This window comes from Paenibacillus vietnamensis (assembly GCF_020169515.1).
Classification (GTDB): Bacteria; Bacillota; Bacilli; order Paenibacillales; family Paenibacillaceae; genus Pristimantibacillus; species Pristimantibacillus vietnamensis.
In genome coordinates this window covers 428,407-455,368 of sequence record NZ_JAHMHW010000003.1, presented here as the reverse complement: position 1 = coordinate 455,368, position 26,962 = coordinate 428,407, and the positions used below count along the sequence as shown (strand labels likewise).

The 26,962-nt window shown below is 52.0% G+C and carries 25 protein-coding genes and 1 riboswitch; of the genes, 19 read left to right on the top strand and 6 right to left on the bottom strand.

Going from position 1 to position 26,962, the window contains the following annotated elements; translation table 11 throughout:
* Positions 1 to 23: 23 nt before the first annotated feature.
* From KP806_RS10095 to KP806_RS10050, 10 genes are all read left to right on the top strand, one after another.
* On the top strand, positions 24 to 671 hold the full coding sequence (locus tag KP806_RS10095) for an acyltransferase (RefSeq protein WP_224723457.1): 648 nt from the start codon (positions 24 to 26) through the stop codon (positions 669 to 671).
* Positions 668 to 1,867 carry a glycosyltransferase gene (locus KP806_RS10090; RefSeq protein WP_224723456.1) on the top strand — a complete coding sequence of 400 codons (1,200 nt, stop codon included), beginning with the start codon at positions 668 to 670 and terminating at the stop codon, positions 1,865 to 1,867. Before KP806_RS10095 ends, KP806_RS10090 begins: the two co-directional genes overlap by 4 nt.
* Positions 1,868 to 1,901: 34 nt before the next feature.
* Positions 1,902 to 2,966: a glycosyltransferase gene (locus tag KP806_RS10085; protein WP_224723455.1), complete on the top strand. Its 1,065-nt coding sequence runs from the start codon at positions 1,902 to 1,904 to the stop codon at positions 2,964 to 2,966.
* A gap of 4 nt (positions 2,967 to 2,970) precedes the next feature.
* Entirely contained in the window at positions 2,971 to 4,128 is a 1,158-nt protein-coding gene (locus tag KP806_RS10080) for a polysaccharide pyruvyl transferase family protein (RefSeq protein WP_224723454.1), read from the top strand.
* A gap of 7 nt (positions 4,129 to 4,135) precedes the next feature.
* The gene (locus KP806_RS10075; RefSeq protein ID WP_224723453.1) at positions 4,136 to 5,338 is read left to right on the top strand and encodes a glycosyltransferase; all 1,203 of its coding nucleotides are present in this window, start codon (positions 4,136 to 4,138) and stop codon (positions 5,336 to 5,338) included.
* Positions 5,335 to 6,534, top strand: a complete 1,200-nt coding sequence (locus KP806_RS10070; RefSeq protein ID WP_224723452.1) for a glycosyltransferase — start codon at positions 5,335 to 5,337, stop codon at positions 6,532 to 6,534. Before KP806_RS10075 ends, KP806_RS10070 begins: the two co-directional genes overlap by 4 nt.
* A gap of 19 nt (positions 6,535 to 6,553) precedes the next feature.
* On the top strand, positions 6,554 to 7,783 hold the full coding sequence (locus KP806_RS10065) for a glycoside hydrolase family 88 protein (protein ID WP_224723451.1): 1,230 nt from the start codon (positions 6,554 to 6,556) through the stop codon (positions 7,781 to 7,783).
* Entirely contained in the window at positions 7,780 to 9,360 is a 1,581-nt protein-coding gene (locus tag KP806_RS10060) for a lipopolysaccharide biosynthesis protein (RefSeq protein ID WP_224723450.1), read from the top strand. Before KP806_RS10065 ends, KP806_RS10060 begins: the two co-directional genes overlap by 4 nt.
* 36 nt (positions 9,361 to 9,396) lie before the next feature.
* Positions 9,397 to 10,431 (top strand): UDP-glucose 4-epimerase GalE, encoded by a 1,035-nt coding sequence (gene galE, locus KP806_RS10055; protein ID WP_224723449.1) that lies wholly within the window; start codon positions 9,397 to 9,399, stop codon positions 10,429 to 10,431.
* Between the two features lie 185 nt (positions 10,432 to 10,616).
* Positions 10,617 to 10,701: riboswitch (cyclic di-GMP riboswitch) on the top strand.
* A gap of 17 nt (positions 10,702 to 10,718) precedes the next feature.
* Positions 10,719 to 10,880 (top strand): anti-repressor SinI family protein, encoded by a 162-nt coding sequence (locus KP806_RS10050; protein ID WP_224723448.1) that lies wholly within the window; start codon positions 10,719 to 10,721, stop codon positions 10,878 to 10,880.
* Positions 10,881 to 10,894: 14 nt separating this feature from the next.
* Here KP806_RS10050 and KP806_RS10045 read toward each other — a convergent pair whose 3' ends face one another.
* Positions 10,895 to 11,224 carry a helix-turn-helix domain-containing protein gene (locus KP806_RS10045; RefSeq protein ID WP_224723447.1) on the bottom strand — a complete coding sequence of 110 codons (330 nt, stop codon included), beginning with the start codon at positions 11,222 to 11,224 and terminating at the stop codon, positions 10,895 to 10,897.
* Positions 11,225 to 11,515: 291 nt separating this feature from the next.
* On the opposite strand from KP806_RS10045, the gene KP806_RS10040 reads away from it, so the two are divergent.
* Complete coding sequence (locus KP806_RS10040) at positions 11,516 to 12,277, top strand: metallophosphoesterase (protein ID WP_224723446.1); 762 nt, start codon at positions 11,516 to 11,518, stop codon at positions 12,275 to 12,277.
* Positions 12,278 to 12,288: 11 nt separating this feature from the next.
* On the opposite strand, the gene KP806_RS10035 is transcribed toward KP806_RS10040, so the two are convergent.
* Positions 12,289 to 13,170: an AraC family transcriptional regulator gene (locus tag KP806_RS10035; RefSeq protein WP_224723445.1), complete on the bottom strand. Its 882-nt coding sequence runs from the start codon at positions 13,168 to 13,170 to the stop codon at positions 12,289 to 12,291.
* 123 nt (positions 13,171 to 13,293) lie between these two features.
* Here KP806_RS10035 and KP806_RS10030 point away from each other — a divergent pair, with 123 nt between their 5' ends.
* From KP806_RS10030 to KP806_RS10020, 3 genes are all read left to right on the top strand, one after another.
* On the top strand, positions 13,294 to 14,073 hold the full coding sequence (locus KP806_RS10030; RefSeq protein ID WP_224723444.1) for a phytanoyl-CoA dioxygenase family protein: 780 nt from the start codon (positions 13,294 to 13,296) through the stop codon (positions 14,071 to 14,073).
* 244 nt (positions 14,074 to 14,317) lie between these two features.
* Positions 14,318 to 15,112 (top strand): alpha/beta hydrolase family protein, encoded by a 795-nt coding sequence (locus tag KP806_RS10025; RefSeq protein ID WP_224723443.1) that lies wholly within the window; start codon positions 14,318 to 14,320, stop codon positions 15,110 to 15,112.
* Positions 15,113 to 15,235: 123 nt separating this feature from the next.
* Positions 15,236 to 16,591: a dicarboxylate/amino acid:cation symporter gene (locus tag KP806_RS10020; RefSeq protein ID WP_224723442.1), complete on the top strand. Its 1,356-nt coding sequence runs from the start codon at positions 15,236 to 15,238 to the stop codon at positions 16,589 to 16,591.
* Positions 16,592 to 16,661: 70 nt separating this feature from the next.
* On the opposite strand, the gene KP806_RS10015 is transcribed toward KP806_RS10020, so the two are convergent.
* Positions 16,662 to 16,946, bottom strand: a complete 285-nt coding sequence (locus KP806_RS10015; RefSeq protein WP_224723441.1) for a hypothetical protein — start codon at positions 16,944 to 16,946, stop codon at positions 16,662 to 16,664.
* A gap of 53 nt (positions 16,947 to 16,999) precedes the next feature.
* Positions 17,000 to 17,296 carry a DUF3055 domain-containing protein gene (locus tag KP806_RS10010; RefSeq protein ID WP_224723440.1) on the bottom strand — a complete coding sequence of 99 codons (297 nt, stop codon included), beginning with the start codon at positions 17,294 to 17,296 and terminating at the stop codon, positions 17,000 to 17,002.
* 235 nt (positions 17,297 to 17,531) lie between these two features.
* On the opposite strand from KP806_RS10010, the gene KP806_RS10005 reads away from it, so the two are divergent.
* Positions 17,532 to 18,530, top strand: coding sequence for an HRDC domain-containing protein (locus KP806_RS10005; RefSeq protein WP_224723439.1), 999 nt, complete (start codon positions 17,532 to 17,534; stop codon positions 18,528 to 18,530).
* 42 nt (positions 18,531 to 18,572) lie between these two features.
* On the opposite strand, the gene KP806_RS27780 is transcribed toward KP806_RS10005, so the two are convergent.
* Positions 18,573 to 21,419 (bottom strand): right-handed parallel beta-helix repeat-containing protein, encoded by a 2,847-nt coding sequence (locus KP806_RS27780; RefSeq protein WP_318153548.1) that lies wholly within the window; start codon positions 21,417 to 21,419, stop codon positions 18,573 to 18,575.
* Between the two features lie 268 nt (positions 21,420 to 21,687).
* Positions 21,688 to 22,698 carry a zinc dependent phospholipase C family protein gene (locus KP806_RS09990; RefSeq protein WP_224723438.1) on the bottom strand — a complete coding sequence of 337 codons (1,011 nt, stop codon included), beginning with the start codon at positions 22,696 to 22,698 and terminating at the stop codon, positions 21,688 to 21,690.
* Positions 22,699 to 22,866: 168 nt separating this feature from the next.
* Between KP806_RS09990 and KP806_RS09985 the strand changes: the two genes are divergently transcribed.
* From KP806_RS09985 to KP806_RS09970, 4 genes are all read left to right on the top strand, one after another.
* Complete coding sequence (locus tag KP806_RS09985; protein WP_224723437.1) at positions 22,867 to 23,328, top strand: chemotaxis protein CheX; 462 nt, start codon at positions 22,867 to 22,869, stop codon at positions 23,326 to 23,328.
* A 77-nt stretch (positions 23,329 to 23,405) separates the two neighbouring features.
* Positions 23,406 to 24,179: an SDR family NAD(P)-dependent oxidoreductase gene (locus KP806_RS09980; RefSeq protein ID WP_224723436.1), complete on the top strand. Its 774-nt coding sequence runs from the start codon at positions 23,406 to 23,408 to the stop codon at positions 24,177 to 24,179.
* 26 nt (positions 24,180 to 24,205) lie between these two features.
* Positions 24,206 to 25,594, top strand: a complete 1,389-nt coding sequence (locus tag KP806_RS09975; protein ID WP_224723435.1) for a DEAD/DEAH box helicase — start codon at positions 24,206 to 24,208, stop codon at positions 25,592 to 25,594.
* A gap of 109 nt (positions 25,595 to 25,703) precedes the next feature.
* Complete coding sequence (locus KP806_RS09970; RefSeq protein WP_224723434.1) at positions 25,704 to 26,945, top strand: S-layer homology domain-containing protein; 1,242 nt, start codon at positions 25,704 to 25,706, stop codon at positions 26,943 to 26,945.
* The last annotated feature ends 17 nt before the right edge of the window (positions 26,946 to 26,962 follow it).

Genomic DNA, 26,962 nt, shown 5'->3' with positions numbered 1-26,962 from the left:
GGCAAGGAGGCAGGGGATGAGACATGGGCGCTATTGTGAAAATAGCCCGAACCCTCTACGGTCAATACCGGACGAGAGGGCTGATCAGCACGTTAGCGATGAACAGGCTGCAGCTGACCGCAATGGTAAGGGGTTTTTTGATCAGGCTGCTGTACTTCAGAAATATTAAAAGCACGATATTTTCCATCCAGGCAAACAGCACGATCGAAATTTTTAACCGCCGTGCGCGGCTGTTCATCGGAAGGTTCGTCTTCATCAGGAAAAACGCGAGCATTAGGATCGATCATGACGGGCAGCTGCTGCTGGGCGACAAAGTGTTCATTAACGACAACTGCAACATTAACTGCGTCAATAAAATTACGATCGGCGCCTATACGAAGATCGCCCCGAACGTCTGCATCAACGATCACGATCACAACTACAAGGAAGAGGGCGGCGGGCATCTGCTCGTCGGGGAGGTTACGATCGGCGAGCACGTTTGGATCGGCTCGAACGTCGTTATTTTGCGGGATACCGTAATCGGAGACCATGCCGTCATCGCAGCCGGCAGCGTCGTAAAAGGGAAGGTTCCTCCGCGTACTTTGTTTTTGAATAAACGGGAAAACGGGTACATCGGCATCAAGGACAGAAAGGCCATGAGTCCGGTGCTGCCCGTAAAGGAATCGATATGAAAAAGGATATCCTCATCTCTGTATACGATATGGAAATCGGCGGAATCGAGCGAAGCCTGATCAATATGCTCGAGAGCTTCGATTATGACAAATACAATGTGGATTTGCTCATTTGCTCCCATCAAGGCGATTTCATGAGCCTGATCCCTGACAAAGTCAACGTGCTGCCGGAGGTCGGCAGATACACCGTTTTCCGTAAGCCGCTTAAGCAGTGTATTCGCGAGGGGCATTATGCGGCAACGCTGATCCGGCTCCTGTCGCGGAATATCGCGATCGTGAAGGCGAAGCGGCGCAAGCTGCAGGAAGGGCCGGGCTACATTCAAATGCAGCTGGCTTCAAAGCTGACCTCCTATGTGCTGCCGCGCCTGCCGAAAACGTACGATTTGACCGTCAGCTATGCGTGGCCTCACGATTTGATTGCGCAAAAAGCCCGGGCCCGCAGGAAGGTCGCATGGATTCACACCGACTACAGCAAGCTGGAAATCGACAATAAGCTTGACCTCGAGGTTTGGGATAAATACGACTATATCGCATCCATTTCCGAGGCGTGTACGGAGTCGTTCGTGCAGCAATACCCGTCGCTGGCCGGAAAAATTACGCTGATCGAGAACATCACCTCCCCGGCCTTTATCCGGAGCATGGCAGGCGAGGAGCTGCCTCCGGGAGAGCTGGACTCCGGCGCGTTCAAGATCGTTTCGGTCGGCAGGCTGTCCTACGTGAAAGGCTTCGATATGGCAGTGGAAGCTTTGAAGCTGCTGAAGCAAAGGGGGTACGCCGGCCTGAAATGGTATATCGTCGGCTACGGCGGCTACGAGACGGAGCTGAAAGAACTTATTGCCCGCTCCGGACTGCAGGACGATTTTGTGCTGCTCGGCAAGAAGGCAAATCCTTACCCTTATATCAGGCAGTGCGATTTGTACGTTCAGCCCTCCCGCTACGAGGGGAAAGCCGTAACCGTAACCGAGGCGCAAATATTGGCAAAGCCCGTGCTGATAACGGATTACCCGACTGCGGGAAGCCAGGTGAAGGACGGCTATGACGGGCTGATCTGCGGCATCGGTCCCGAAGCGATCGCAGAAGGAATCGAGCGCCTCTACCTGAACCGGGAATTGAGGGAAAAGCTCAGCGACAATATGCGGCAGCATGATTTCAGCAATGCCGGCGAGCTGCAAAAGCTGTACGGCATGATCGGATGAAGCGCGGGTGCTGCGAAAGGGGGAGAATGCGGCTATGGGCGGCAACAGCTCAAACAAGCCAAAGGTGAGCGTCATTATACCCGTTTATAATGCGGAAGCTTATTTGTCCGAATGCCTGGACAGCCTGCTTGCCCAGACGCTTCACGAATGCGAGTTTATATGCGTCAACGACGGGTCCAGGGACCGCAGCCGTGCGATTATTGAAGTCTTCCTGAACAAAGATGCGAGAGTCCGGCTGATCGATCAGCCGAACCGCGGGGTGAGTGCGGCGCGCAATGCGGGCCTCGCAGCCGCTTCCGGCGAATACGCCGGCTTTGTCGATGCGGACGACCGGGTCGAGCCGGATATGTTTGAAACGCTTTATGCGGCAGCGGCGGCAGGCGGATACGATATTTTGTTCTCGAATTTCGTGAGCGAGACGGAGGCCGGTCCGGTAGTGAACCGGTGTCCGTTTCCGGCCGGCACCCGGCTTGATGCGGCATATATTCAAAAGGAAATTTTGCCGCTGTATATCGAGTCCGATCAATTCAATTCCGTCTGCAACAAACTGTACAGAAGAGAGCTTATTTGCGGGCACCGGGTTGCCTTTCCCGACAAAGTGGCGCTTGGAGAAGACGGACTGTTTAATATGCTGGCCTTAAGCTGCAGCAGCAGTGTCTCTTATATCGATTATTCGGGCTATTTCTATAGAGAGGTAGCCGGAAGCGCGACCCGCAGCGCCGCGAATAAGGATTATTTCGCCCGGGCGCTGGAGGTTTACGAGGCCAAGCTTCCGCCGGCCGTCGAAGCTCTAATTGAGCGGGAGCGCGCGGCATCACTCAAAACCGTCAAATTCATCCGCTCCGTCATCTCTTATATTCATCTCTATTATACGCCCGCGGCGGGCCTGAGCTTCGGGCAAAAATACCGTTACGTCAAACGGATGATCGGCCATTCCGTCCTTCGCGAGGCATTGCCGGCCTATCTGCGTGAGGCGGGCGAAGAGCTCGGCCGGTATGAACGGATGATTTTGCGTATGATGCTGCTCAGGTCTGCCATAGGCCTTTACTGGGTTACGGCATACAGCAGAGCACGAAACAAACAGTCAATTGGGGGCTAGTCATATGAAAATAATGATGTACGCGCACGGGGGAAGCATGAACCGGGGCTGTGAGGCGATTGTTCGCTCCTCCGCTTCGATCATTAAGCAGAAAATCGATAAGGCAAGCGTCTATTTGGTTTCGGGCGCCCCGGCCACGGATCAAATGATTACGAAGCTCGACGGCATTTATAACGGCTCCGACCTCAGCATCAGGAAATATTCCATGGATTGGCTCGTCTCTTCCCTTAAGGTGAAATTGTTCAAGGACGAGTCGTATGCGTTCGGCAAAATCCACGGCAATATCATTAAGCATATTAGCGATATGGATGTCTGTTTGTCGATCGGAGGAGACAATTATTGCTACGGCGAGCAGCCGGGCCTGTACGAGGTCAACCGCAGGGTGAAATCGCAGGGCAAGAAGCTGGTACTGTGGGGCTGCTCCATTGGCGAAGAGGATATGTCCGAAACGAAGCTCAATGATTTGAAAGCGTACGATCTGATTTTGGCGAGGGAGACACTTACTTACCAGATGCTGAAGGATAAGGGGCTGAGCAATGTGAAGCTGTGCGCCGATCCCGCCTTTACGATGGAGAAGGAGGAGCTCGGGCTACCTGCCGGCTGGCAGGAGGGCAACACGGTCGGGCTGAACTTCAGTCCGCTGGTCTGGAAGCGGAATGTGCATTCCCAGTCGGCGATCAACGAGCTGATCCGGCATATTCTGAGCACGACGGATATGACGATCGCTCTAACGCCGCATGTAATCCAGGAGGGCAATAACGATTACGAGGTGCTTCAGCAATACTACGAGCAATATAAGCATACCGGCAGAGTGCTGCTGCTGCCCGATTATCTGGGCGCCATCCAGTACAAGGGGTACATTGCCCGCATGAGATTTTTCGTCGGCGCGCGGACGCATGCGACGATCGCGGCGTATTCGAACTATGTGCCGACTATGGTGCTCGGGTACAGCGTGAAATCCAAAGGAATCGCGAAGGATATTTTCGGCGAAGAGAAGCTGGTGCTGAACATCGATGAAATTTCCGACAAAGCCAAGCTGATTGCAAGATTTGACGAAATGGTGCGGGAAGAGGAAGCTATCGTCCGGGCTTTGAAAACATCCATACCGGCTATCCAAAACATGTCCTATAAAGCCGTCGAGTATTTACGCGGGCTTGCATGAGGTCCTTATGAAAAAAAATCTGCTGTTTGTTATGCCCGGCCTGGCGGCCGGAGGCGGGGAAAAAAGCCTCGTTAATTTATTATCGCAAATCGATTACGAGCAATATAACGTCGATCTGTTTTTGTTTAACCACGAGGGGATTTTTATGGATTTTTTGCCTAAAGAGGTCAACGTGATATCCCTTCCCGAGACGTATAAGCTGTTTACGCTGCCGTTTGCGGAGTCGGTCAGGCGCCTTGCGGCAGCCAACCGGATGTCCCTGGTGTACAACCGGTTCATGTTTGCATTCCGCAATGTCAGGGGCAGAGATATTTCGATAACGGAGCAATATAATTGGAAGCATTTATCCAGCTCGCTGGAGAAGCTCGATAAGAAGTACGATGCGGCAATCGGCTTTCTGGAGAAAACGGCCACTTATTTTTGCGTCGATAAAGTGAATGCGGACAAGAAGATCGGCTGGGTACATATCGATTACGACAAGCTGGGCATGGATCCTGACTTCGATATCAAATATTTCAGCGAGCTTGACCATATTGTAACGGTGTCGGAGGAATGCGCCAGCATTTTGAAAAGAAGGTTCCCGGAACAGCGGGACAAGGTGGACGTTATTTACAATATCGTTTCCCCGCGAATGATCAATCAGATGGTCGAACACGGAGAACGGGATGTTTACGGCCGGAAACCGGATGAAACGGTCATTCTTTCCATCGGCCGGCTGCACTACCAGAAAGGCTTTGAGCTCGCGATAGAAGCTTGCGACAGGCTTGTGCGGCAAAAGCATAACGTGCGCTGGTACGTCATCGGCGAAGGAGAAGAGAGAAGCCGGCTTTCGCAGCTTATCGCCAAATACCGGCTGGAGGACCGGTTTATTCTGCTGGGGCTCAAAGCTAATCCGTATCCGTATATCAAACAAGCGCATATTTATGCGCAACCGTCCAAATTCGAAGGCAAATCGATTGCGATCGACGAAGCGAAAATATTAAATAAACCGATCGTCGTAACCAATTTCAGCACCGCGAAGGATCAGATTACGGACGGCTATAACGGGCTGATCGTCGAGATGAGCGCTGCCGCGGTCGCCGAAGGGATCGGAAGGCTGATTTCGGACGACGGACTGAGAAACAGGCTGACCGCCAACCTGGCCGGCGAAAAGCTGGGGACGGAGCAGGAAATCAACAAACTATATTCGCTTGTAGGTGATGTACCGTGAAGAAGAAATTGCTTTTTGTCATGAACAGCATGACATGCGGCGGCGCGGAGAAGTCATTAATCTCGTTTTTGCAAACGTTGGATTACTCGGCCTACGAGGTTGATTTGTTTTTGTTTAAGCACGAGGGGCTGTTTATGGCCAACATTCCGGAAGAAACGAACTTGCTGGAAGCACCGGAAAATTATAAATATTTTGATATGCCCTTTAAAGCGGCGCTGACGCAGTGCCTGCAAAAAGGGGAAATCGCAAGCATGACGGCCAGGCTTCAGCTTGGAGCTCTTATGAGGATCGAGAAAAATGCGGCAAGATGCGAGCAGCGGGTATGGAAATACATTTCCAAATCGATCGGCAAGCTTGAAAAAAAATATGACGTCGCCGTCGGTTTTTTGGAGAAAAACCCTATCTATTTTATCGTGGATAAAGTGATGGCGGATAAGAAGCTGGGGTGGATTCATACCAATTATACGAATTTGGGCATGGACCCGGTCATCGACGAGCCTTACTTTCAAAAGCTGGATCACATCGTTACCGTATCCGATGAATGCGCCAAAGCTTTGCAGGATAATTTTCAATCGCAGAAGGAAAAAATCAAAGTGCTTTATAATATCGTATCTCCCCCGATGATCCGGCAGTTAGCGAAGCGCCCGTTACAAGCGGCAATGAATAACGACCGGTCATGCATCAACATCACGACGGTTGCCAGGTTGAACTATGTGAAAGGGATTGATTTTGCCGTCTTGGCCTGCAAGCTGCTCGCCCGAGAGGGATATCCGGTCATTTGGAAGGTACTAGGCTTGGGAAGCGAAAAAGAAACGCGGGAATGCAAGGCGTTAATCGAGGAACACGGCTTAACCGATCGTTTTCTATTATTAGGCGTCACCGAAAATCCTTATCCGTTCATCGAAAATGCCGATATTTATGTGCAGCCTTCCCGTTTGGAAGGCAAATCGATTGCGGTTGACGAAGCGAAAATATTGCGGAAGCCGATCGTCGTCACGAATTTCCCGACCGCCAAAGACCAGATCGACCATGAGCGGAACGGCTTGATCGTAGCCATGAATCCGGAGGGGATTGCGGAAGGCATCAAGAGATTGCTTAACGAACCCGGCCTGATGAATACGTTCTCCGAACAGCTCGCAGCCGAACCTCTCGGAACGGAAGCCGAGGTCGAAAAGTTTTACCAATTAATCAGCTGATGCTAGGGGAGTCAATGCTATGATTCTGGAACTCATAAGCTACGGATTGCTAGGTTTGGGCTTGCTGGCAGCGCTTATCGACATCATGCCCCAACTGAACGACTGGCAAAAAAGAATACGGATCGGAAGATACGACGGGCTGTCCGACTGGAGCCGTGAGATTACGGCCAGGGGTGTCAAGTGGCTGGAACGGACTCCTAAAATCAAAGTCACCGACAATACGAGGCTTGTCTTTCTGGATATGATTAGAGGCAATTACTCCAAGGATGCGATTCAGCATTGGCAGCAAGCGGCTTTGCTGCTCGGATTGGCCGAATATTTGAAGGATAACGACGACCAGGACGTCAAATCGGCCTTTCAAAATTTCTTGAACCGCAATTTCGACAACAATGGCCAGTGGAAAACGAAGCCGGAGCATGTAGATGCCGTTATATTGGCTTATGCTCTGATGAAGCTGGAGTTTATCGCGGCAGATACATATAAGCCGGCACTAGATTATTGCTGGCAGTTGATTAAAGAGCATATCGGCGAGGATGGAACCGTTCAATACCGGAAGTACATGTCAAGGTACCGCTACGTGGATACGATCGGCTTCATCTGCCCGTTTCTGGTGTCGTACGGCTACAAATACAATAAACCGGAATGTATCGAGCTGGCTGTGAAGCAGATCAGGGAGTATGAGAAATACGGGATGTCGGCAACCCACTTCATTCCTTGCCATGCTTACAAGCTGGAGGATAAAGCGCCGCTCGGCTTGTACGGCTGGGGGAGAGGGCTCGGCTGGTTTGCAATCGGCTTGATCGACAGCTGGAACGAGCTGCCTCGTAATCATGCGTATAAATCCGTTTTGGAGCAAATTGTTGTCAAATTCACACAAGCGGTTTTAGACTGCCAGCAAGCTAACGGCAGCTGGAACTGGACGGTGACGCGGTCAGAAAGCCGTCACGATTCTTCCGCGGCTGCGACCTTAAGCTGGTTTCTGGTCAATGCGGCCCAGATCGAGCCGCTGACGAAGCCGTGCCTTGAGGGCGTTAACAAAGCTATCGGGTATTTGAGGCAGGTGACGCGGCGTGACGGGGCGATCGATTTTTCCCAAGGGGATACGAAGGATATTGGAGTCTATTCCGTTCAATTCAATATTCTCCCGTTTTCGCAGGGCTTCGGAATACGCATGAGCGAACGCTATAAGAAGCTGACCGGCCAGGAGGCGGTTGATCAGCATGGCGCAAGCCGGCAGGTCTTAACATGAGAACGAAGCATACGTTGTTGAATATGACGGCCGGGCTAGGCAACCAGCTGATCATTACTGTACTCAGCTTCATATCGAGAACCGTATTTATCAACAGCCTTGGCATTGATTATTTGGGCGTCAACGCGCTGTTTACAAGTATTCTGGCTATGCTGTCGCTGGCGGAAGCCGGCATCGGCTCCAGCATTATTTACAATTTGTATAAGCCCGTTGCCGATCACGATGTGCCCAAAATTCAGGCGCTCATGCAGCTGTACAAGAAATCGTATATGGTTATCGCCGGCATCGTCATGCTGCTGGGGCTCGGGCTGCTGCCTTTCCTGGACACATTTGTCAAGGATACGAGCGTGGAGCATCTGACCCTGATCTACTTTATGTTTTTGATCAATACGGCGGCGCCTTACCTGTTCGTTTACAAGCACTCTTTCCTGAACGTCAATCAAAAAAATTATATCGTCACCGCAGTGTTTTCGGCGTCCTCGATCGTCTCCACCTTGGTAAAGATCGCGATCATCTACTTCACCGAAAATTACATTTTGTTTCTCGTCGTAGAAAGCGTCATTACGATATCTACATCGATCATCCTGGCGGCGGTTGTAGACAGAATGTATCCGTTCCTGAAGCAGAAAACAAGCCATAAGATCGACGCCGAAACGAAAGCAACCTTTATTAAAAATATGAAAGCGATCATGCTCCAAAATATCGGGACGTATTTTATATTCGGCGTGGACAGCATTCTCATTTCCTCGTTTATCAGCGTCGCCGCCGTCGGCTTGTATTCCAATTACAAAATGCTGATCGACATTTGCCGCACGTTCGTTAATCAGGTGTTCACCAGCATGTACCACAGCGTGGGCAATCTCGTCGCCAAGGAAAACGCGGAAACCGTATACCGAATTTACCGGGTTACGATGCTTTTAAATTTTTGGCTGTATTCGCTTTTTGCGGTTCTGCTGTATTTGCTGGTCCAGCCGTTCATCAAGCTGTGGATCGGGGAGCCGTTTCTGATGGGGCAGGCTGTGCTGCTTGTTTCGGTTATTACATTCTATGAAAGGGGAATGCGGAACTCGATCACAACGGTCAAAAATACGGCGGGGATTTTTCATGAAGACCGCTTTGCACCGCTTTGCCAAGCGGCGATTAATCTGGGCCTCTCCCTTCTGCTCGTCAAGCACATGGGCATTACAGGGATCTTCGTCGGCTCGCTCGTCAGCGCTTTGGCCGTACCTTTCTGGACGACCCCGTATTTGGTGTACCGGAAGGTGTTTCGGCAGCCTTTGCACCGCTATTTTACAAGCTATGTCTATTACGCGGCTGTCGGAACGGGAGCCTGCTTCGCCGTAGGCGCCGTATATTCCTTCATTCCGTCCGGCACCTTCATCTGGTTAGGGCTCAAAGCCGTCATTTGCTTGCTTATGGTGAATCTGTTGTATATTGCTCTCTTCCATAGAACGGATGAATTTTCTTATCTGTGGACGACGTTTAAAGGTTTGCTGGAGAGGCTGCCCCATGCGCGAATGCTGCTAAGCAGGCTTCAACGGCAGGGAAGAGCTACCGAGGCGGGAGGACATAAGTAAAAAAATATTACATGGATCAGGAAGGGGATTTTTCAAATGGCGATTCTAATTACCGGCGGAGCGGGATATATCGGAAGCCACACCTGCGTCGAGCTTCTGGAAGCGGGCTATGAAATTGTAGTCGTGGATAATCTGTCGAACAGCAGCCAGGTTGCCCTGCAGCGGGTGGCCGGCATTACGAAAAAGGAGTTTGCCTTCTATGAGGCGGATTTGCTTGACCGCGAAGCGCTTGACAGCATCTTTTCCAATCACAAAATTGAAGCCGTCATCCATTTCGCAGGTCTGAAGGCGGTAGGGGAATCCGTGAAGCTGCCCCTTACTTATTACCATACGAACCTGATGAGCACCTTCCAATTGTGCGAAGCGATGAAAAAGCATGACGTACATAAGCTGGTATTCAGCTCCTCGGCGACCGTGTACGGGCTTCCGGAGCAGGTGCCGATTCCGGAGCACTTTCCGCTGTCCGCGACAAATCCTTACGGCCAAACGAAGCTGATGCTGGAGCAGGTGCTGCAGGATGTAGCGGCTGCGGATGACAGGTGGGGCGTTTCCATCCTCCGTTACTTCAATCCGATCGGCGCTCATGAGAGCGGACTGATCGGCGAGAATCCAAGCGGCATTCCGAATAATCTTCTGCCGTATATTTCGCAGGTCGCGGTTCAAAAGCTGAAGCAGGTAAACGTTTTTGGCGGCGATTACCCGACGGCGGACGGAACGGGCGTCAGAGATTATATTCACGTCGTCGATTTGGCAAAAGGGCATTTGCGTGCGCTGGAGAGGGTGCTCGGAAAAACGGGCGTGGACATTTTTAATCTGGGAACGGGGCGCGGCTACAGCGTGCTTGAAATGATCGCCGCATTCGAGGAGGCATCCGGCCGTAGCATTCCTTATGCGATCGTCGACAGGCGTCCCGGGGATATTGCGATTTGCTATGCGGATACGACGAAGGCGAACGAGGTGCTGGGCTGGAGGGCGGTCCGAGGCATCGAAGAGATGTGCAGGGATTCGTGGCGCTGGCAGTATTCGAACCCGAACGGTTATGAGCACGAGGAGCTGTTCGCGACCAGCTAGCATCCGTGTCTAGTTGTTCCGAACTAGCTCCAGCTAGTCCCTGAAATCTCTTCTTTTAACAGCTCTTCAATTTTTTCGACAAATTATTCGACAAAAAATGTGACAAAGTCGCTAAATTTTGAGACACGAAGCGACAACATGCGCAAAAGAGCTGATTTATAATACAAATATGATAGTTATCGAACCAGTAAATGGGAGACGTTGAAGTGCGTTTAGTATCTGGGCACCTTAAAACGCATGGAGTCAGTGGTGCAACCGTCCCAATAATGAATGGGGGACATAGGATTATGGTACTTGTGAATTCAGAGGATTATCAGGACTTGGATTTGGAATGGGTCGCCTTGATGAAAAACGCGCGCGCAATGGGCTTCTCGAAGGAAGATGTGCGTAAAGTTCTTCTGTGCCTTCAGGAAAGTGGGAAGCCGGACAACCGGGAGACGGCGGTCTGACGTTAAAAAAAGCGCTATTCGCGCTTAATCTTCCACTTGTTGAATTCCAAAAATTCTTTAAACTGATCCTTGCTGACACCGGAGGCCATCGCCTCTCTTACCAAATCTGCCCATTCTTGATCTAATTGATCGGTTTTAGGTTCGGCTTCGTCTTGGTTCAGAAAATCTTCAACGGTAACTTTTAGGACAGCGCCTACTTTTTCAAGAAATTGAATCGAAGGATTTTGTTGGAGCCCCCGTTCAATGGAGCTTAAGTAAGATTTAGCCACGCCTGCCCGTTGAGAGAGTTCGGTGAGTGATAAGCCGTTTCTTTTGCGCAGTATCTTAATACGTTCTCCGATCATAGCAAACTCCTCCGTTATCACATCGTTGTAGACTAGCCTCTATTATAACGAATAATTCTCAATTGCGAAACCTTTTAAGTTCCCTCTATTGTATGTTATTGGATAAAAAAGATGAGAATATACTTATAATACCGGATTTCTGCATACATATTCGGAAAGAGCTTACGATGATGTAAGCTCTATTTTTTCGTTATTGAGGTCCGTTTGCGGCATGTTGAGGTTTCATATCTTCTTGCTCTATACTTATTCGTATAGTATTTACGATATGAAGGGGTATAGGGGGGATGTTCTTTGTATACAGTCGCCGTTTGTGCATGCTTTATCCTATTTTATTTACTGCTGATTCTCCCGACTCAATGGCTGAAGACCGAACGGGTACGATATGATGCGGGCATACATAAAAAAATACTGCAAATCAGCGATTTGCATGCAGATAAGTTGAGAATTCGCGCATCGCGCATCGTGAAGCTCATTTCCGCCGAGAAGCCGGATTATATTATGTTAACCGGAGATTTTACGCGCAAGGAGAGCTGTCTGCCGAAGGTTGAGAGGTATTTGAAAGTGATAGCGGACAGCGGCGTGCCTGCTTACGCGGTGCTTGGCAATCACGATTACGAGCTTCCGCGCCTTCAGAGGCTGCTGGATTTGTTTGAGATGCACGGCATCCGGCTGCTGCGCAATGAATCCGTCGTTTGCGCCGACTTCGTGCTGGTAGGCATCGACGATGACTCGACCCGGCACAGCCGGGTCGGCCCTGCGTTTGAGCATGTGGACGGAAACGAGCCTGTCATCGTCATTACGCATGACCCTAACGTGGTTCTTAAGATTAAACGGCCGTATCATTATTTGATGGCCGGCCACCTGCACGGCAAGCAGCTGAACGTGCCGTTTTTTTTCAAGTTTAAGCCCAAAGGTCCGCTGCCGGCCCATGGCATATACAAAGGCATGCATGAAACGGAGCAGGGCGTTTTTTATATTTCCAAAGGAATCGGACAAGCCGGCTTTAATGCGCGGTTTATGGTGCGCAGCGAGGTTACCGTCCACGAGCTGTAAGACACTTTCCGTTATTTCTGCCGCTGCAGCTGGACAGCCGCACGGTAAGCTGCCGGCGGGATTCCCTTCGCTTCGGCGAAAAGCCGCGTGAAATAATGAACCGAGGAGAAGCCGCATAGCTCGGCTATTTCCTTGATCGGGGCCTGCGACTGGATGAGCAGGCGTTCGGCGGCCCGGAGCCGCTCGTGCCGCACGAGCGCCGAGAAGCTCTCCAAAATGTTGCCGGCAAACAGCCGCGACATATGCCGCTCGGATACGTTGATATAGCCGGCGACCTCGGCAAGCGTCAGCTTGCTGGCCAGATTGTCCCGGATATACAGCTTGGCCCGGTGGATTAGCAGCGAGGCGTCCGAGGAAGGGCGGGGCTGCTTCGTTTGCCCGGCTGTCCCGAGAAGGGCGGGCAGCGAGCATAGCAGACCATGAGCCAGCTGCGGCAGCAGCGTTACGGGAAGCGCGCCTGCCCCCGATACCGGCACGCATATGGAGCTCCATAGCTGTATGTGCGGGGAGCCGGATTGTCCCTCAAGCCAAACGCTGCCGCCGTTCACGGCATTCGTGAATTCGGCAAAGGCGGTGCCGTCCGAAAGCTTCTCGTCAGGCTCGAATGCGACGTACAGCAAATCCAGCTGCTCAACGTCCCGTATCTGATGCATGACGTCCGGCCGCGAACAGAACACCGCGCCTTCATGTAAAAGATACGTTCTGTCCCCATCGATATAAGTTCCTCTTCCACCAGCGACATAGCAATGCTCGTAGAACGAATGCCGGTGCGGCACGTTAGCCGGAAGATGCCGGACGACTCCCCAATAATGCACATGAAACGTTAACTCATCCCCCGCCAGCAAACGCGCGTAGCGGTTTAACCGCATTTCGCTTTCCGACCACTGAAACATAAAATGTTCCCCCTTATGGCGTCATTTTGCAAAACCATGTCAGCTGGGTGCAAATACAATAATCCCTATGATTATCTATAATTAAACTACATTAACCGCTAATATGCGAGAAGGGAAATGTAGATGATCAATCAATCGGATGTGCAATTTTACAAAGAAAATGGCTATTTGCTTGTAAAGGGAGTATTCAACAGGGAGGAAGTCGAACAAATGCGCACGGCCGTCGAGGGAATCATCGAACGCGCGGCCCGCGCCGAAGCGCATGACAATCATGCCTGGCAGGGGGATTTTCTGCCGCCGGAGCAGTTGAAGAAGCTGGTGCTGAAGGGATTCCATGACGTTCATTATCATGATGCGGCATTTATGCGGGCGGTCGTTCATCCGAATATGGCGACGGTGCTTCAGGGGCTGATCGGCCCCAACGTGCAACTGCACCATTCGAAGATGCTCGTCAAACCTCCGTCTAACGGAGCGGCATTTCCGATGCACCAGGACTACCCGTACTTTCCGCATCGAGACCATTCCATGCTTGCTGCAAGCGTCCATCTCGATGATGCGGACATGGAGAACGGCTGCCTTTGCGTCGTGCCGGGCTCCCATAAGGAAGGACCGATCCCGCATGTCGGCAGGCATTATTTGAACCATAAGGAGCATCCGATTTCTTCGGGAACGCCTTGCCCTGCGCAGGCCGGAGACGTGCTTTTTTTCAATTATTTGACGATCCACGGCTCCGACGTGAACCGCAGCGGACGGACGCGCAGAAATGTTCTGTTCCAGTACCGCGACCCGTCCGATCCTCCTACCGAGCAGGTGCATTTCGATTGGGGCATGGGGCTGATGGTAAGCGGAGAAAATCCGGATTTTAACAACGTCAAGCCGAAATACGAGATCATAAACACGTAATCCTTTCCGCAAAGGGCAGGAGTTGCTTTGTGATTAGGGTTGACAATCAGAAGCTCTGCAGGTCATAATGGATTATATCCAAGTATTCTGATAAGAGTTATGAAGTATATGTTGTTAACGTATTATGCCGTGCATGCGACCGTACAAACGGAGGTGCCCTATCTCACAGGGAGCCTCCGTTTTTTTGCATCCACAGCCGGCAAGACGCCGGGTAACGTTAAATCCTTAGATTGGAGTGATTGGAATGTCCGAAAAAACGATCGTTTCCGAACCGTTTGATATCAGACTGAACGAGCAGCTCTCCCTGCACGGGAATGTGAAAGCTGTACAGGACGGTTCGCCCAAACCGGTAATTGTCGCTGTGCACGGATTCAGAGGCTCAAGGGATTGGGGGTTTTGGCCCGAGGTGACGGACAGCTTGGCTGCAGCAGGCTTTTACGCGGTCAGCTTCAGCTTCTCGCGCGTAACCGCCAAGGAGAAGGGGTTATCCGAACGGGTGATCGCGGAAGCGAGCACGATTTCTCAGGAGCTTATCGATTTGGAGGTCATTTTGCGTCACATTAAGCAGCGTCTGCTGCCCTTAAGCGAAGAAGCGGACGAAAGACGGGTAGCCGTTATCGGGCATAGCCGCGCGGGTTCAAGCAGCATTATCGCGGCGGCCGAGCAGCCTGAGGACATCCAGGCGGTTATCGTATGGAACGGCGGTGCGGCTCCTCTAGCGGGAGCGAAAAATTCAAACGACGTTTCGCTGGTTCAGCAAGTGATTGCGGACGATGTGAGCGCGAGAGGAGACCGGTATCATATTTTGAGCCGGTTCAAAACGCTGAAGCAGCCTGCGTTAATCGTGCAAGGGAGCAAAGATAACGAGAGGCTGATCGCCGCCAACGCAAGGCTGCGGGAAGAGGTGCCGGATCAAACATACGTGACGATTGACGGAGCTGACCACACGTTTGGCGCCGAGCATCCTTACCGCGGAGCGACGCTTCATTTGAAGGAGGCGCTCGAAGCAAGCCTTGCTTTTCTGAAGAAGGTGTACTAACCGGTCAGGGACTGGGTGCATATTCCAACTAACGATGTGAAAAAATAGGTAACACTGTTAATTTTACGATGATACAGGTGCGAGACATCTTAGACATCTGCCGGAAAGGAAGCACAGACGATTATGGAAAATAACTTGTTAACCGCAATCGAGACGAACGGGATTTCGCTGGCCGTCTCGGCCGTACTGCTCGGAATTTTGTATTACTTGGCGAAGAAACGGGTAGGCTTCGGGACAAGGGTGCTTGTCGCACTAGGTTTAGGCCTGGCCGCAGGTATCGTCTTTAATGCATTTAAGCTTGAGACGGAGGGAGTCGGCACGGTCGGTTCGATCTATATTAATTTGATCCGAATGATCGTTATCCCGCTCGTTTTCGTTCTGGTCATTAACAGCATCATTTCCATTACGAATATAGAATTTTTGCGAAAGCTCAGCATCAAGACGATCGGCTGGTTTTTAGCGACGACCGGTATTGCCGCAATAATCGGTTTGCTCGTTGCTTCCTTCATCAACCCGGGTGCGGGTTTTGCCATGACGAAGCCGGAAAATTTCGAAGCGCGTGAGGTGCCGAGTTTCTTCCAGGTTATTTTGGATCAGGTGCCGTCCAATCCGATCAACGATGCAGCCGAAGGCAGAGTCGTGCCGATCCTTATCTTTGCTTTATTCATCGCGGTAGCGGTCGTGAAGGTAGGGGCGAAAAAGCCGGACGCGGTGCAGCCCTTCAGAGCCTTCATTCAGTCGGCAACGGAAATTATGCATCAGGTTGTAAAATACGTTTTACGATTTACCCCATACGGCGTATATGCGTTAATTGCAGTAATGGCGGCACGCTACGGCTGGGAAACGCTTGAGCCGCTGGCGATGCTGATCGTCGTAAGCTATATTGCATTGATTTTGCATTTCGTGTTTGTGTTTGGCGGTCTCGTCTCATTTGTTGCGAAGGTGAATCCGCTCAAATTTTTCAAAAAAGCCTATCCGACGGCAGCCGTCGCCTTTACGACCCGCAGCAGCTTCGCGACGCTACCGATTAACCTGGAGGTCATAACGAAGCGGCTGCGGATTTCTCCGAAAATAGCCAGCTTTGTCGCCCCGCTCGGAGCGACAATGAATTTCAACGGCTGCGGGGGCATCTGGCCCGCCGTCGTCTCGGTATTCGTCGCCCAGGTTTACGGAATCGGCTTGACGGCTACGGATTATGTGCTGATCGTGCTCGTAAGCGTCATTTCATCCATTGGCGTTGCCGGCGTGCCGGGACCGGCCTCGATTTCGACGACCGTCGTTTTGACGGCCATCGGTTTGCCGCTCGAAGGGATCGCGCTCGTTGTCGCCGTTGAATCGTTAATCGATATGGGCCGAACGGCCGTCAACGCGACAGGCACAACGGTAACGGCGCTGCTGGTAGCGAATTCGGAGGGCGAATTCGACCGCGAAGCCTTTAATCGTGGGGAAGAGGATGAGCTTGAGCTGAACCCGGCTTAACGGCTGCCGAAAGCTTGATAGTAACAAAAGAGCCCTTAGCTGCCGGTGCGGGCGGCTAAGGGCTCTTTTGTTAAGGCTCGTCAAGCACTTCCGGTATGGAATCTCCATCTCCGTAATCGTCTTCGCCGGCATAATCCCGCGACAATTCGTCATGCAGCATGTGATTTTCGTAGTCATAGGCTTTTTGCGACCGCTGGTCGATCCGCCACGGCTTGCTTTTGCCGAGCGACTCCACCCGCATGCCCGAGCCGTAAGGCCCTTCCGGAAATTCCTCCGAAGTCAGCTCATTGCGCTGCGACTCCACGGTTGCCAAATCGGTGTACGGCCGGCGTTCTTCATTGATAAAGCGATCCATCGGAATAGGCTCCTCCTGATGCGTAGATTTACTACGGTTTCAGTGTACCCCGATTAATCGGTAAAATGCACCGTTCCTACAACAAAATACAAAAATTGGCGGAGCTCGCCGGCTTCTTCCTCCGACAGCTTATACGTAAATTCCAAATAACCTTCTTCTTCGAGGTCGTCGGGGCCGATGATAGCCGTTTTGCCCGATTGGAGATCGGTGACCAGCTTTTTGCCGTAAAACCGGTTAGTGGCTGTGACGGCTAGATCAAAGCGTTTGAGACTGGGACCGATGAAGGTGACGAATCGGGTAGACGTTTCTTCGGTGCTATCGGACATAAAATCGAAATCAGGCAGCAGCATACTGGATATCCTCCACTTTGGTTAGTTTAGATTATTATACATAACAAAAGGCTTGTCATAAACCATCCTTTATGTTAGCATGAAAGCAATCGAATGATTGGACGTGAGGAAGCACCTCTTCTGCCTTATGGCGGAAGGGGTGCTTTTTTGTTTTTTTAAGGCCGATTCCGCAGCGGGAGCCCGGCCGCTCCGTACCAACATTCGCAAATTTAATGATATGGGAGGATGGGGTAGCATGCAAATCGTTTTTTTGAATACGTTCGAGAAGCCGGGGGAAGGACAGCGGGTTGAAAGTGCCCAGCTGTCTATCTGCGAGCGCCAAGGGGTATGGGCCGTTTTGTGGATGGAGGGGGACCGGAATGGAGAAGCGCCGCAAACCTGGTTCGAAGGAACGTCCTGGGAGGAGATGATTATGGCTTTCCGGCATGGAATCGCCAAAGTTATGGGAGAAGGATATGCGCCGATCATCGACGGGATGCTGGATGACCGCCGCACGGGTGCGGGGAGCTTTCAATCGATGCTGCAATGCTACGGCGAGCTGCATGCCGATCAGGAGCTGTTCCAAGCCTTGCGCGAATGGCGCCGGGCGAAAGCCACGGCTGAGAAGCGCTCCGCTTACCTGATTGCTACGAACAGGATGCTCTGGATGATCAGCGCATTCGTTCCGCAGACGGCGGAGGAGCTGATTCAAATTCCGGGCTGGGGCACGGCGAAGCATGCCGCATATGCCGAAGAAGTGCTCGCGATCACCGGGCAGGCAAGCCGCATGACCGAATTTCCGCTGCAATGGGTCACGGAACGGCTCGATACCGCTGCCTATACGCAGTGGCTTTTTAAACAGAAGGAAACGAAATTCAAAATTCAAATGGACAAGCAGCAGGCTAAGAAGCACATTTTAAAGGCCGTTCAGCAAGGAGTGAGCTTAAGTCAGCTTGAAACGGAGCTCGCGCTGCCGCGCCGCGAGCTGCTGGAGCGCATCGAGCAGATGGAGCAGGAGGGCTACGATTTCGAATCGTTTGTGGCAGGCGAGCTCGCGGAGGTTCCTGACGAGGAACAGCAGTTGATTTGGGATGCGCTTGCCGCAGTCGGAGACAAATATTTGAAGCCGGTGCTGCACCAGGTATATGGAGTGCCGGATGACACTCAAACGGGGAAATCCGTCGACCATCTGTACGAAAGACTCCGTCTGATCCGATTACGCTTCCGCAGGAGCAAGACGAGCAAGGCGGTTTGAGACGCGGACAGAAAACAAGCACCCGGTAAGGGTGCTTGGAGATTAAAAAATTTGGCCGTAAGGCCTGAATACCGCAGTGGCGCCGATTTCCTGCCAGGTTACGCTGCCGTCGGCAACGACGGCTCCTGAGGAAACCGGCCATGCCGGCGTCGTCGAGCCTGTCGTTCCCGCGGTGATCGCTTCATAGACATGTCCTCCGGCGTTGATGCGGTCTCCTTTCGCCTTTGCAGTAAAGGCCGACCACGCCACTCCGTTCGCGATACCGGTTACGGTGCAGATCCAGCCAACGTTTGCACCCGCAGCCGGCGCCGCATTAGCGTAAGTGTCGCCTCTAAACCATTCGCCGGATGCGGGAGGAGTCAAGCCTTCCTCGTTTGGATCGTAATCCAGGTATACGCCTGCTTCGGAGGCCGGCAATTGAATATTAATAAAGACGTTCCGGTCGGACACAAACGTTTTGACCGCTTTTTTATTGGTAATGTTGTAATAAAGCAAGGGGAGTTTGCCGGTGCCCGTATAAACGATACGGGAATTTTTCAGAAAGAGGCTGTTCGTGCCCGTTACGTTAAATAAATTCGTCAGGAAGTACAGGAAGCTGCTGTTTGAAATTTCGAAATGGCCGCGGTTGACCTCGATCCAGCCGTATCCGGCGTTAAATTCGGTCTGGAAGAAGTAGATGTTTGCGGTACTCAGAAATTGACAGTCGATTAGCTTTGTGACCGGAGATTCTCCCGGTGTGTTAATGTTGCCGATCTTCACGACGGTATCCGTGAGCTTGCATTTGTTTAAAACGGCGGTTCTTTGTTTGGTCGCAAGGATATGGTTATTGAGCAGGCATTTATTGAATCGGCAGTCGGTGAAGGTTACCTGCTCGGCGGCAGTTTTCTGATTTCTCGTTTCGATGCGCACATTCATGTTGATCATGACAGTATTCACGATTTCATAAACTCTGAAATAAACGTCCCTTTGCTGTGTCATGCCTTCGAAGGAGCAGTCTTCCACCCTGTTCACCGTAATCGCAGGCACTCCCGAATAAGCTTCCGTCCACCTGAAGTTATTGCCTTTGCAAATAAAGCGGTCGTCGTTTGGCAAGGTGAAAATTGCTGCGTCAATGATCGTGTTCCGCTGAAAATAGACGTCGTAGCCTTCGCCTGCAAGTCCGACATTATTCGTAAAAGCGATCGTGTTGTTTTCGATGTTGACATGGGCATTTTGCAGGTGGGCCGTCATCAAGCCGATACCCGTTTGGCAGCGGTATAGATAGTTTTCTTTGACAAACGCGGCATGTAGGGAATACAGGTTAATGCCTATTCCGCCGAGGTTATAAAAATGGTTGTTATGAATTTCAATTGTATAGCAGCCTGCCAGTATACCGTGATGCAGGTTGTAGAACAAGTTATTTCGGATGATGCAGTTGTCCCCGTATGAGTCCTCCTGATTGATTCCGTAGCGGGTCGGATCGGTGAACAGCGGTTTCCGGTCCAGCACGCCGGTCCCGTCATGCAAGCTGCAGTATTGAACGGTATTGTAATTGCCGCCAAGCGTAATTCCGCCCCGGTGAAGATTGTATACCTCGCAATATTCCACCAAATTATGATGAGGGGTCAGGCCGAACTTGAGTGAGATTTGCATGTTTTTGGTGGTAACGGTTTCGTTGTGGAAGAGAAGCCTGAATTTTTTTGCGGCTTTCGGGATCGAAATCGGCGTATATATTTTTTTGAATTCATAGCGTCCGATATATGCGTTGTTTGCATCGTAATAAAATACGCTCACTTCTTTTGTCAGGATGGCGGTTTGGCGCGTATAGCCGGCTCCGGCGACCAGGAAGCTGTCATAGTCGGTCGTCGGAAGGGTGAGGAGCTGGGAAACGAGCGTTTTGCCTGTGGCGGCGATCAAGGCTCCGGTCTGGCGGTCCACGTCGTTAACCGTTAGACCAAGGCCGAATTCGGCATAATCGTAATAGGCGGTGCTGTCGAAGGAAATGCTGTCACCCATGTAGCTGCTCACCTTGCAATTGCGGACGGAGCAATACGAAGAGCCGCGAATGACTTGAATGCCGTATGTCCATTCGATCGAGGCTTCGGGGGAAAAGTCAAAGCTGCGGTCCTCCTTGCAGCCGATCAGGATCAGATTTTTGATGTGCGAGTTTGTAGCGCTTTGCAGCTTAATGCTGACTCCATCTTGTCCTCTGGCGGGAAAATTGTAGTAATCCGTTGCATTGGGACGGGGATCGAATGGGGATTTGCGGGTTGAATCGTAGATGACTTTTAGGGTGGCCCCGTTAAAATCTACGGTAAAGTTGCTGCGCGTAATCATGATTGTGCGGGGATAGCAGATGGCATAGGCTCCTGTTGGCACGACCAGTTGGCTGTATCCGTTGTCGGCCGCCCATTCGATTGCGTTGTTAAAGCCTTGGATGTTGGCGTCGGCCTGTGTATAATCGATGGTTGCGTAAGGCTTTGCCGGTATGCCGGGTTGGATGCCCCAGCGGTCCGTTTCAAGCACATAGACTACTCCCGGGAGCGTGGAGCCGCTGTCGGAGCCTGCCGGTCCCGGGGGACCTGCTGGTCCTATCGGACCTTGGAGTCCTTGGGGGCCTTGAGGTCCTGCCGGTCCTGTGTCGCCTTTGGGACCTTGCGGTCCCGCAGGTCCGGCCTGTCCCTGTGGCCCTTGTGGTCCTGCCGGCCCCACAGGCCCCGCCGGCCCTTCAGGACCTTCCGGGCCTTCCGGGCCTGGAACATTTCCGTACCCGGGCGGAAACGCTTCCGGTTTTAATTTTCCGGTTGCCGGATCGTAGATTGTCTCTAGCGCGGACTGAAGTTCTGAATCGTCGTACACCTGAATGTCATTGCCGTTTACTTGGATGAAACCGTTATTGGGCTCAGCCATCTGCCACCCCTCACTTCCATTTATTGGACGTGCTTTAGTATATGAACGGATGCATGCGCAGGTAAGTGTTTTAGTCTACCATGGGAAGTTCGTCCAAGCGGAAATCTATTTGATACGAAGGAGAGATTGGGGCCGGGGGATGGAACTCCTGTCAGAAGGGAGGGGCGGCCAGCGATGCGCGCTCCTCCGAATGGGAATCTATTTCCAGCTAGCTTGCAGGGTTGCTTCGGGGGTCATCAACTTGCTCATTAAGCTTTTGAACATAATCTCAGCCGTTTTCCGTTATGCCAGGCTGGTCCTCCCAGATCGTATCCGCGTAGCGGATCGCGAGGCCGGAGCCGCAGTCGAGGCCTGTTTCATAGGAGCGGTTGCCGATAAGCATAATGGCCTTTTCGCGCAGCTGGGGGATGCGGCTGCTTTCCTCATTCGCCTGCTGCGGGTGTTCATGTGCTCTCAGCCAGGCCAATACGGCGGGCACAACCTCCAGAGCATCGGCGAGCGCACGGTCCCATAGGGTCCAGACGCTTTCGTGATGAACGACCGAACGGTCGACCGGATCGATCCACGGCTTCTCCGCGACATTTAAAATATCGTAAGTAATCAAGCCGCGTTTGTAGACGAACGGCTCGATTTTCCCGAAGGTCAGCCTGCGCTTGATGCCGGAAGGATCGTGGAACAGGCGCTGCGCCGCCACAAAATCCCGATTGGCCTGATTCCAATCCTCTTTCAGGACGAGGCCGGACAAATCCGGATAAAAGGTATCCGTTATCGACATGAATGCGTCGACAATGGCCGGAGGGAAGGCGCCGTTCGTTTCCAAGTACCGCCAGACCGGGGTGTCCCAAGTATCGATGCCCCACAGCTCGCGTACGAGAAGCGTATCCATCATAATTTCAAACCGCTGGTGATCCCACTTCCGGAAACCCGATTTGCTGAAAACATAAGGGTGCAGATTCCGGTCCAAAATATGATGGAGCAAAAATCCGAGTGCATATAGAACGGAAGGATCAGGGTCGGCCGGGCCTGCGCTCCGGCCGGTGACGGACTCCAGCAGCTTCGCCATCACTGGGCCGCAATGCCTGTTATGCATCTCTGTACCCATGCGGACCATCGCTATGCTGCGCTGCCAAGGAAAAAAACGGTGATAAAACAAAAAATCGGGTCCCTGACAGCCCATATTAAACATGTTTTTATGCTCGTTTACCTCCAGAAGGCCGGATTCTCCGAGCTCTTCCAGTACAATCTGGCCGAAAATAAAATGAGCCCATACGTTTGGCATAGAGGCCTCCTCCACGTTTTCGCAGAATTCTACATAATTTTCCTGGATTCGATATAGTTCTAAAGGTTCATATCTCGTTTTTATAGTATACTTGTCCTACTGAATTAGATATAATAGGAAACAAATATGACAAGGGCGCATTTTGTCGAAAAGGAGCGTATCCTCTTTATGAAGGCTGAGTATATTAACCCGTTTCTGGAATCCGCAAAAATCGTAATCGAACAAGTCGTACAAATACGCCCTGCAACCGGAGAACTGGGTCTTAAGGATATCAAATTTGTCGAGAATTATATTTGGATTCAAATTGGGCTTAATGGGCAAATGAACGGCGACATTGTATTCGGGCTTAGTGAACAGGTTGCTCTGAAGATGGTATCGGCAATGATGGGCGGATATGTCCTGTCCGAAATCGATGAAATCGTGCGCAGCGCCATTTCCGAGCTTGGCAATATGATCAGCGGGAATGCGAGCACCATGCTGTTCAATCAAGGCGTCAGGGTCGATATTACGCCGCCGAAGGTCATCCAGTCCGCGCAGTCGGCGGGCTTCTCGGCACAGAAAGCGTTGACGATTCCACTGATCATGGACGGAATCGGCGAGCTCGACATCCAGGTTTTAATCGCATCTTAGCACAGAAACGGCTCCTTAGGGAGCTTTTTTTGCGTCCGTAATACCAATCAGTTAAACTTGAATACAGGTGATGAAAAATGTTAAAGGACAAGGTTGTTTTCATCTCGGGGGCGTCGAGCGGAATAGGGGCTTTGACGGCTGCGAAGCTTGCGGAGCGGGGCGCTGTACCTATATTGACCGGACGAAATGGTGACAGGCTTTCGGAAATCGCAGCCGCGCTGGGCGGGAAATGTTCCGTCTACCAGATGGACGTGACGGATAACGAGCGGGTCGTGCAAACGGTCGAGGCCGCCGTTGCCAAGCATGGCAAAATCGATATTTTGCTGAACAATGCGGGATACGGCAAGTTTGAGTCGTTTACGGAAATGCCGATTGAAAGCTTTGACGATATGATGGACACGAATTATATGGGGGTTGTGCGCTGTACAAAGGCGGTGCTTCCTCATATGCTGGAGAGAAAAACGGGTCATATCGTCAATATCGCATCCATGGCGGGGAAGATCGGCTCCGCGAAATCCACGGCCTATACAGCTACGAAGCATGCCGTGCTCGGCTTTACGAATTCGCTCCGGATGGAGCTTCGGGAGCAGGGCATCCGGGTGTCGGCGGTCAATCCGGGCCCTATCGATACGCCGTTTTTTTCGCTTGCGGACCCTTCAGGCGCTTATGTTAAAAACGTAAGCTGGTTCATGATGAAGCCGGAATATGTTGTGAAATCGATTATCCGCGTCATGGAGAAGAAGAAGGATGAAGTGGATTTGCCGAAGACAGCGGCCGCGGGCATCAAGCTTTATCAGCTCATGCCGCGCACGGCCGACCGGCTGTTCGGCAAGTGGTTTAACCGAAAATAAGGCTTTAACTAAGAGAGGATACAAAGATGAGTACCTACACATGGAATGAAATCGGCATTCACGCTGCGCTGACGGCGAAGCTGGCGGCGAACGGGATTGCCGAGCCTACCGCCGTGCAGGCGGAAACGATACCGGTTTTGCTTGGCGGCAGTGACGTATCGGCGAGATCGCAGACGGGCACCGGGAAGACGCTTGCCTATTTATTGCCGCTATTGCAGAGGCTTAATGCCTATTCGAACTCCGTTCAGGGGGTTATCCTGGCGCCAACCCAGGAGCTGGCGATGCAAATCGTGCGTGTAGCGGAGGTTTACGGTGAGCCGCTGAACATCCGGGTGCAGCAGCTGATCGGCGGCGCCGCGATGAAGCGGCAGGTGGAGAAGCTGAAGCTTAAGCCCCAGCTGGTGATCGGCACGCCCGGGCGGATTCATGAGCTGCTGAAGCTGCGCAAGCTCAGGCTGAGCGACGTGAAGAGCGTTGTGATCGACGAAGCGGATCAGGTGTTTCAGCTCGGCTCGACGAAGGAAGTGGAGGCGATCCTGTTCGCGATGGGCCGCGAGCGGCAGATTGCGTTTTTCTCCGCGACGTACCCGGATCAAATGGCCCGGTTCGAAGGTCGCTGGATGAAGGATCCGGTCCGGATCCAAATTACGCCCGAGCACCGGGTGTCGGAAACGGTCGATAATTTTTATATTGTAAGCGACAAAAGAGACAAAACGGATACGACAAGGCGGCTGATCAGGCTACTGGAGCCTTCCTCGGCGCTGCTGTTCCTGAACGATACCGACAATATCGCCAACTGGGAATCGAAGCTAAGCTATGAAGGCTTCGCTGTAGAGACGCTGTACGGCGATGCGGACAAGCAGCGCCGGGCCGCGACGCTTGCCCGCTTCCGCGACGGGCGCTGCCAGCTTCTGCTGGCGACGGATGTCGCCGCCCGGGGTCTCGATATCGAAGGTCTGCCGCTCGTGATCCAGCTGGACCCGGCCTCAGATGCTGATCATTACGTGCATCGTGCGGGGCGGACCGGAAGAATGGGAAGGAGCGGGACCGTCGTATCGATCGTGACTCCTCAGGAGCTGTTCATTATGGAAAAGTTCCGCAAGCAGCTGGGCATCAAGCTCGATGAAAGAACGATGTTCAGGGGCAAGCTGCTTACAGCCGAGGAGCTGCGGGAAGCGACCAGCTACCGTCCGGAACGGACGGAGAAGCCGGCGCGTAAGCCGGCTGCGCGCATTGCATCCGTCCCGGCTGCGCCTTCGGCCCAGTCCGCCGCGGCACCTGAGCCTCCAAAAGCGAAAGTGAAGCCCGCGCCCGGGAAAACGCAGGCAAAATTCGTCAAAAAAAATGAAGGCAAAAACAAAGGCGCGCCCAAGTGGTTAAAGGAAAAGCGCGCTGCAAAAAAAGAAGATTCTTAAATTTTTTTAATAGCCACCCTCTTAAATCGATCATTCTCGTCCGAAAGCTATTGGCGAAAGACGAAAACTTGGGATAATTTCCCGTAATCGACTAAGGAGAGTGGCTTTCTTGACGAAACAAACATTATGGAAAAAGACAGCAATATCCTCCCTTGCGCTGCTGATGCTCGCTGGCGGAGCAACTTCCGCATTCGCGGACGGCGGCAATGACAGAGATGACAGAGACCGCGACGACGACAAAAACCGTCAAGAGGACAAATACGACCGTCACGATGACGATGATAAAGAAATTAAAGTAACCTGGAAGTTCAAGGACGAAGACGATCTGAAATGGGCAATGGAATACATTATGCGTCTTGCTTCGAAAGGCGTATTCACCGGTTATCAGGACGGTACATTCAAGCCGACTCAAAAAATCAGCCGTATCGAAACGCTTGTAGCTGCTGTAAGGCTTATGGGCTTGCGCGCTCAGGCTGAATCGGCAGAAGAAATGAGCACGGAGCTTCAATTCAAAGACGCTGACAAGCTCGAGCGCAAATACCCTTGGGCTGTCGGTTATGTATCCGTTGCGCTGGAAAACGACCTGTTCGCGGAAACTGAAACGGAAGTGAAGCCTGAGGTTAAAGCAACCAGACTTTGGTCGACGATCCTTCTCGTTAAAGCGCTTAAGCTGGAAGACGAGGCGAAAGCTCTCAACAACACGAAGCTTGACTTTAAAGACGCGAAGCAAATTCCTGCCGGTTCGGTCGGCTACGTTGCGCTTGCGCTGCAAAAGGGCATCATTACCGGCTACGTGGATAAGGAAGGCAACAAAACGTTCCGTCCTAACCAACCGGTATCCCGCGCTGAGCTGGCTGCGCTGCTCGACCGCACTGATGTCGAAATGCCTGATCACGACGCAACGGCCATTACGGGCAAGCTGAAAGCAGCTCCGGCAAACGGCGCTATCACGGTAGTAAAAGGCGACAACACCGAGCTGACACTGGCGCTTGACGCGAACGTTTTCATTTTCCGCGATGACAAAAAAGCTCCTGTAAGCGAGCTGAAAGCCGGAGACGAAGTGCTTGTTCGCACCTACCAAAACAAAGTTGTATTCATCGAGGTAACGAAAGAAGCTCCGGAAGTGGTTGCATTTGATGAGACCGGTATCGTCAACACCGTAACAGTTAATTCGCAAGGCAAGCTTGCGACGATCTCCGTTACGAATACCGTAAATGGACAAACCTCGGTACTTATTTATAATATCGATCCAAACGTTACGATTACCGGTGAAGCTTCGCTTCTGAAGGCTGGACAGCTTGTTCAGGTGAAGGGCGAGAACGGCACGGTAAAATCGATCGTTATCAAGTAATCCGCACGTAGTGAGAG

Bases quoted from the DNA above. Each gene is read 5' to 3' on its own strand.
- KP806_RS10030 (WP_224723444.1), top strand. From the start codon at position 13,294: ATGATCAATCAATCGGATGTGCAATTTTACAAAGAAAATGGCTATTTG.
- KP806_RS10090 (WP_224723456.1), top strand. From the start codon at position 668: ATGAAAAAGGATATCCTCATCTCTGTATACGATATGGAAATCGGCGGA.
- KP806_RS10080 (WP_224723454.1), top strand. From the start codon at position 2,971: ATGAAAATAATGATGTACGCGCACGGGGGAAGCATGAACCGGGGCTGT.
- KP806_RS10025 (WP_224723443.1), top strand. From the start codon at position 14,318: ATGTCCGAAAAAACGATCGTTTCCGAACCGTTTGATATCAGACTGAAC.
- KP806_RS10085 (WP_224723455.1), top strand. From the start codon at position 1,902: ATGGGCGGCAACAGCTCAAACAAGCCAAAGGTGAGCGTCATTATACCC.
- galE (WP_224723449.1), top strand. From the start codon at position 9,397: ATGGCGATTCTAATTACCGGCGGAGCGGGATATATCGGAAGCCACACC.
- KP806_RS10015 (WP_224723441.1), bottom strand. From the start codon at position 16,946: ATGGATCGCTTTATCAATGAAGAACGCCGGCCGTACACCGATTTGGCA.
- KP806_RS10010 (WP_224723440.1), bottom strand. From the start codon at position 17,296: ATGCTGCTGCCTGATTTCGATTTTATGTCCGATAGCACCGAAGAAACG.
- KP806_RS10095 (WP_224723457.1), top strand. From the start codon at position 24: ATGGGCGCTATTGTGAAAATAGCCCGAACCCTCTACGGTCAATACCGG.
- KP806_RS10075 (WP_224723453.1), top strand. From the start codon at position 4,136: ATGAAAAAAAATCTGCTGTTTGTTATGCCCGGCCTGGCGGCCGGAGGC.
- KP806_RS10020 (WP_224723442.1), top strand. From the start codon at position 15,236: ATGGAAAATAACTTGTTAACCGCAATCGAGACGAACGGGATTTCGCTG.
- KP806_RS09985 (WP_224723437.1), top strand. From the start codon at position 22,867: ATGAAGGCTGAGTATATTAACCCGTTTCTGGAATCCGCAAAAATCGTA.
- KP806_RS10035 (WP_224723445.1), bottom strand. From the start codon at position 13,170: ATGTTTCAGTGGTCGGAAAGCGAAATGCGGTTAAACCGCTACGCGCGT.
- KP806_RS10045 (WP_224723447.1), bottom strand. From the start codon at position 11,224: ATGATCGGAGAACGTATTAAGATACTGCGCAAAAGAAACGGCTTATCA.
- KP806_RS27780 (WP_318153548.1), bottom strand. From the start codon at position 21,419: ATGGCTGAGCCCAATAACGGTTTCATCCAAGTAAACGGCAATGACATT.
- KP806_RS09975 (WP_224723435.1), top strand. From the start codon at position 24,206: ATGAGTACCTACACATGGAATGAAATCGGCATTCACGCTGCGCTGACG.
- KP806_RS10060 (WP_224723450.1), top strand. From the start codon at position 7,780: ATGAGAACGAAGCATACGTTGTTGAATATGACGGCCGGGCTAGGCAAC.
- KP806_RS10050 (WP_224723448.1), top strand. From the start codon at position 10,719: ATGGTACTTGTGAATTCAGAGGATTATCAGGACTTGGATTTGGAATGG.
- KP806_RS09980 (WP_224723436.1), top strand. From the start codon at position 23,406: ATGTTAAAGGACAAGGTTGTTTTCATCTCGGGGGCGTCGAGCGGAATA.
- KP806_RS09990 (WP_224723438.1), bottom strand. From the start codon at position 22,698: ATGCCAAACGTATGGGCTCATTTTATTTTCGGCCAGATTGTACTGGAA.
- KP806_RS10065 (WP_224723451.1), top strand. From the start codon at position 6,554: ATGATTCTGGAACTCATAAGCTACGGATTGCTAGGTTTGGGCTTGCTG.
- KP806_RS10005 (WP_224723439.1), top strand. From the start codon at position 17,532: ATGCAAATCGTTTTTTTGAATACGTTCGAGAAGCCGGGGGAAGGACAG.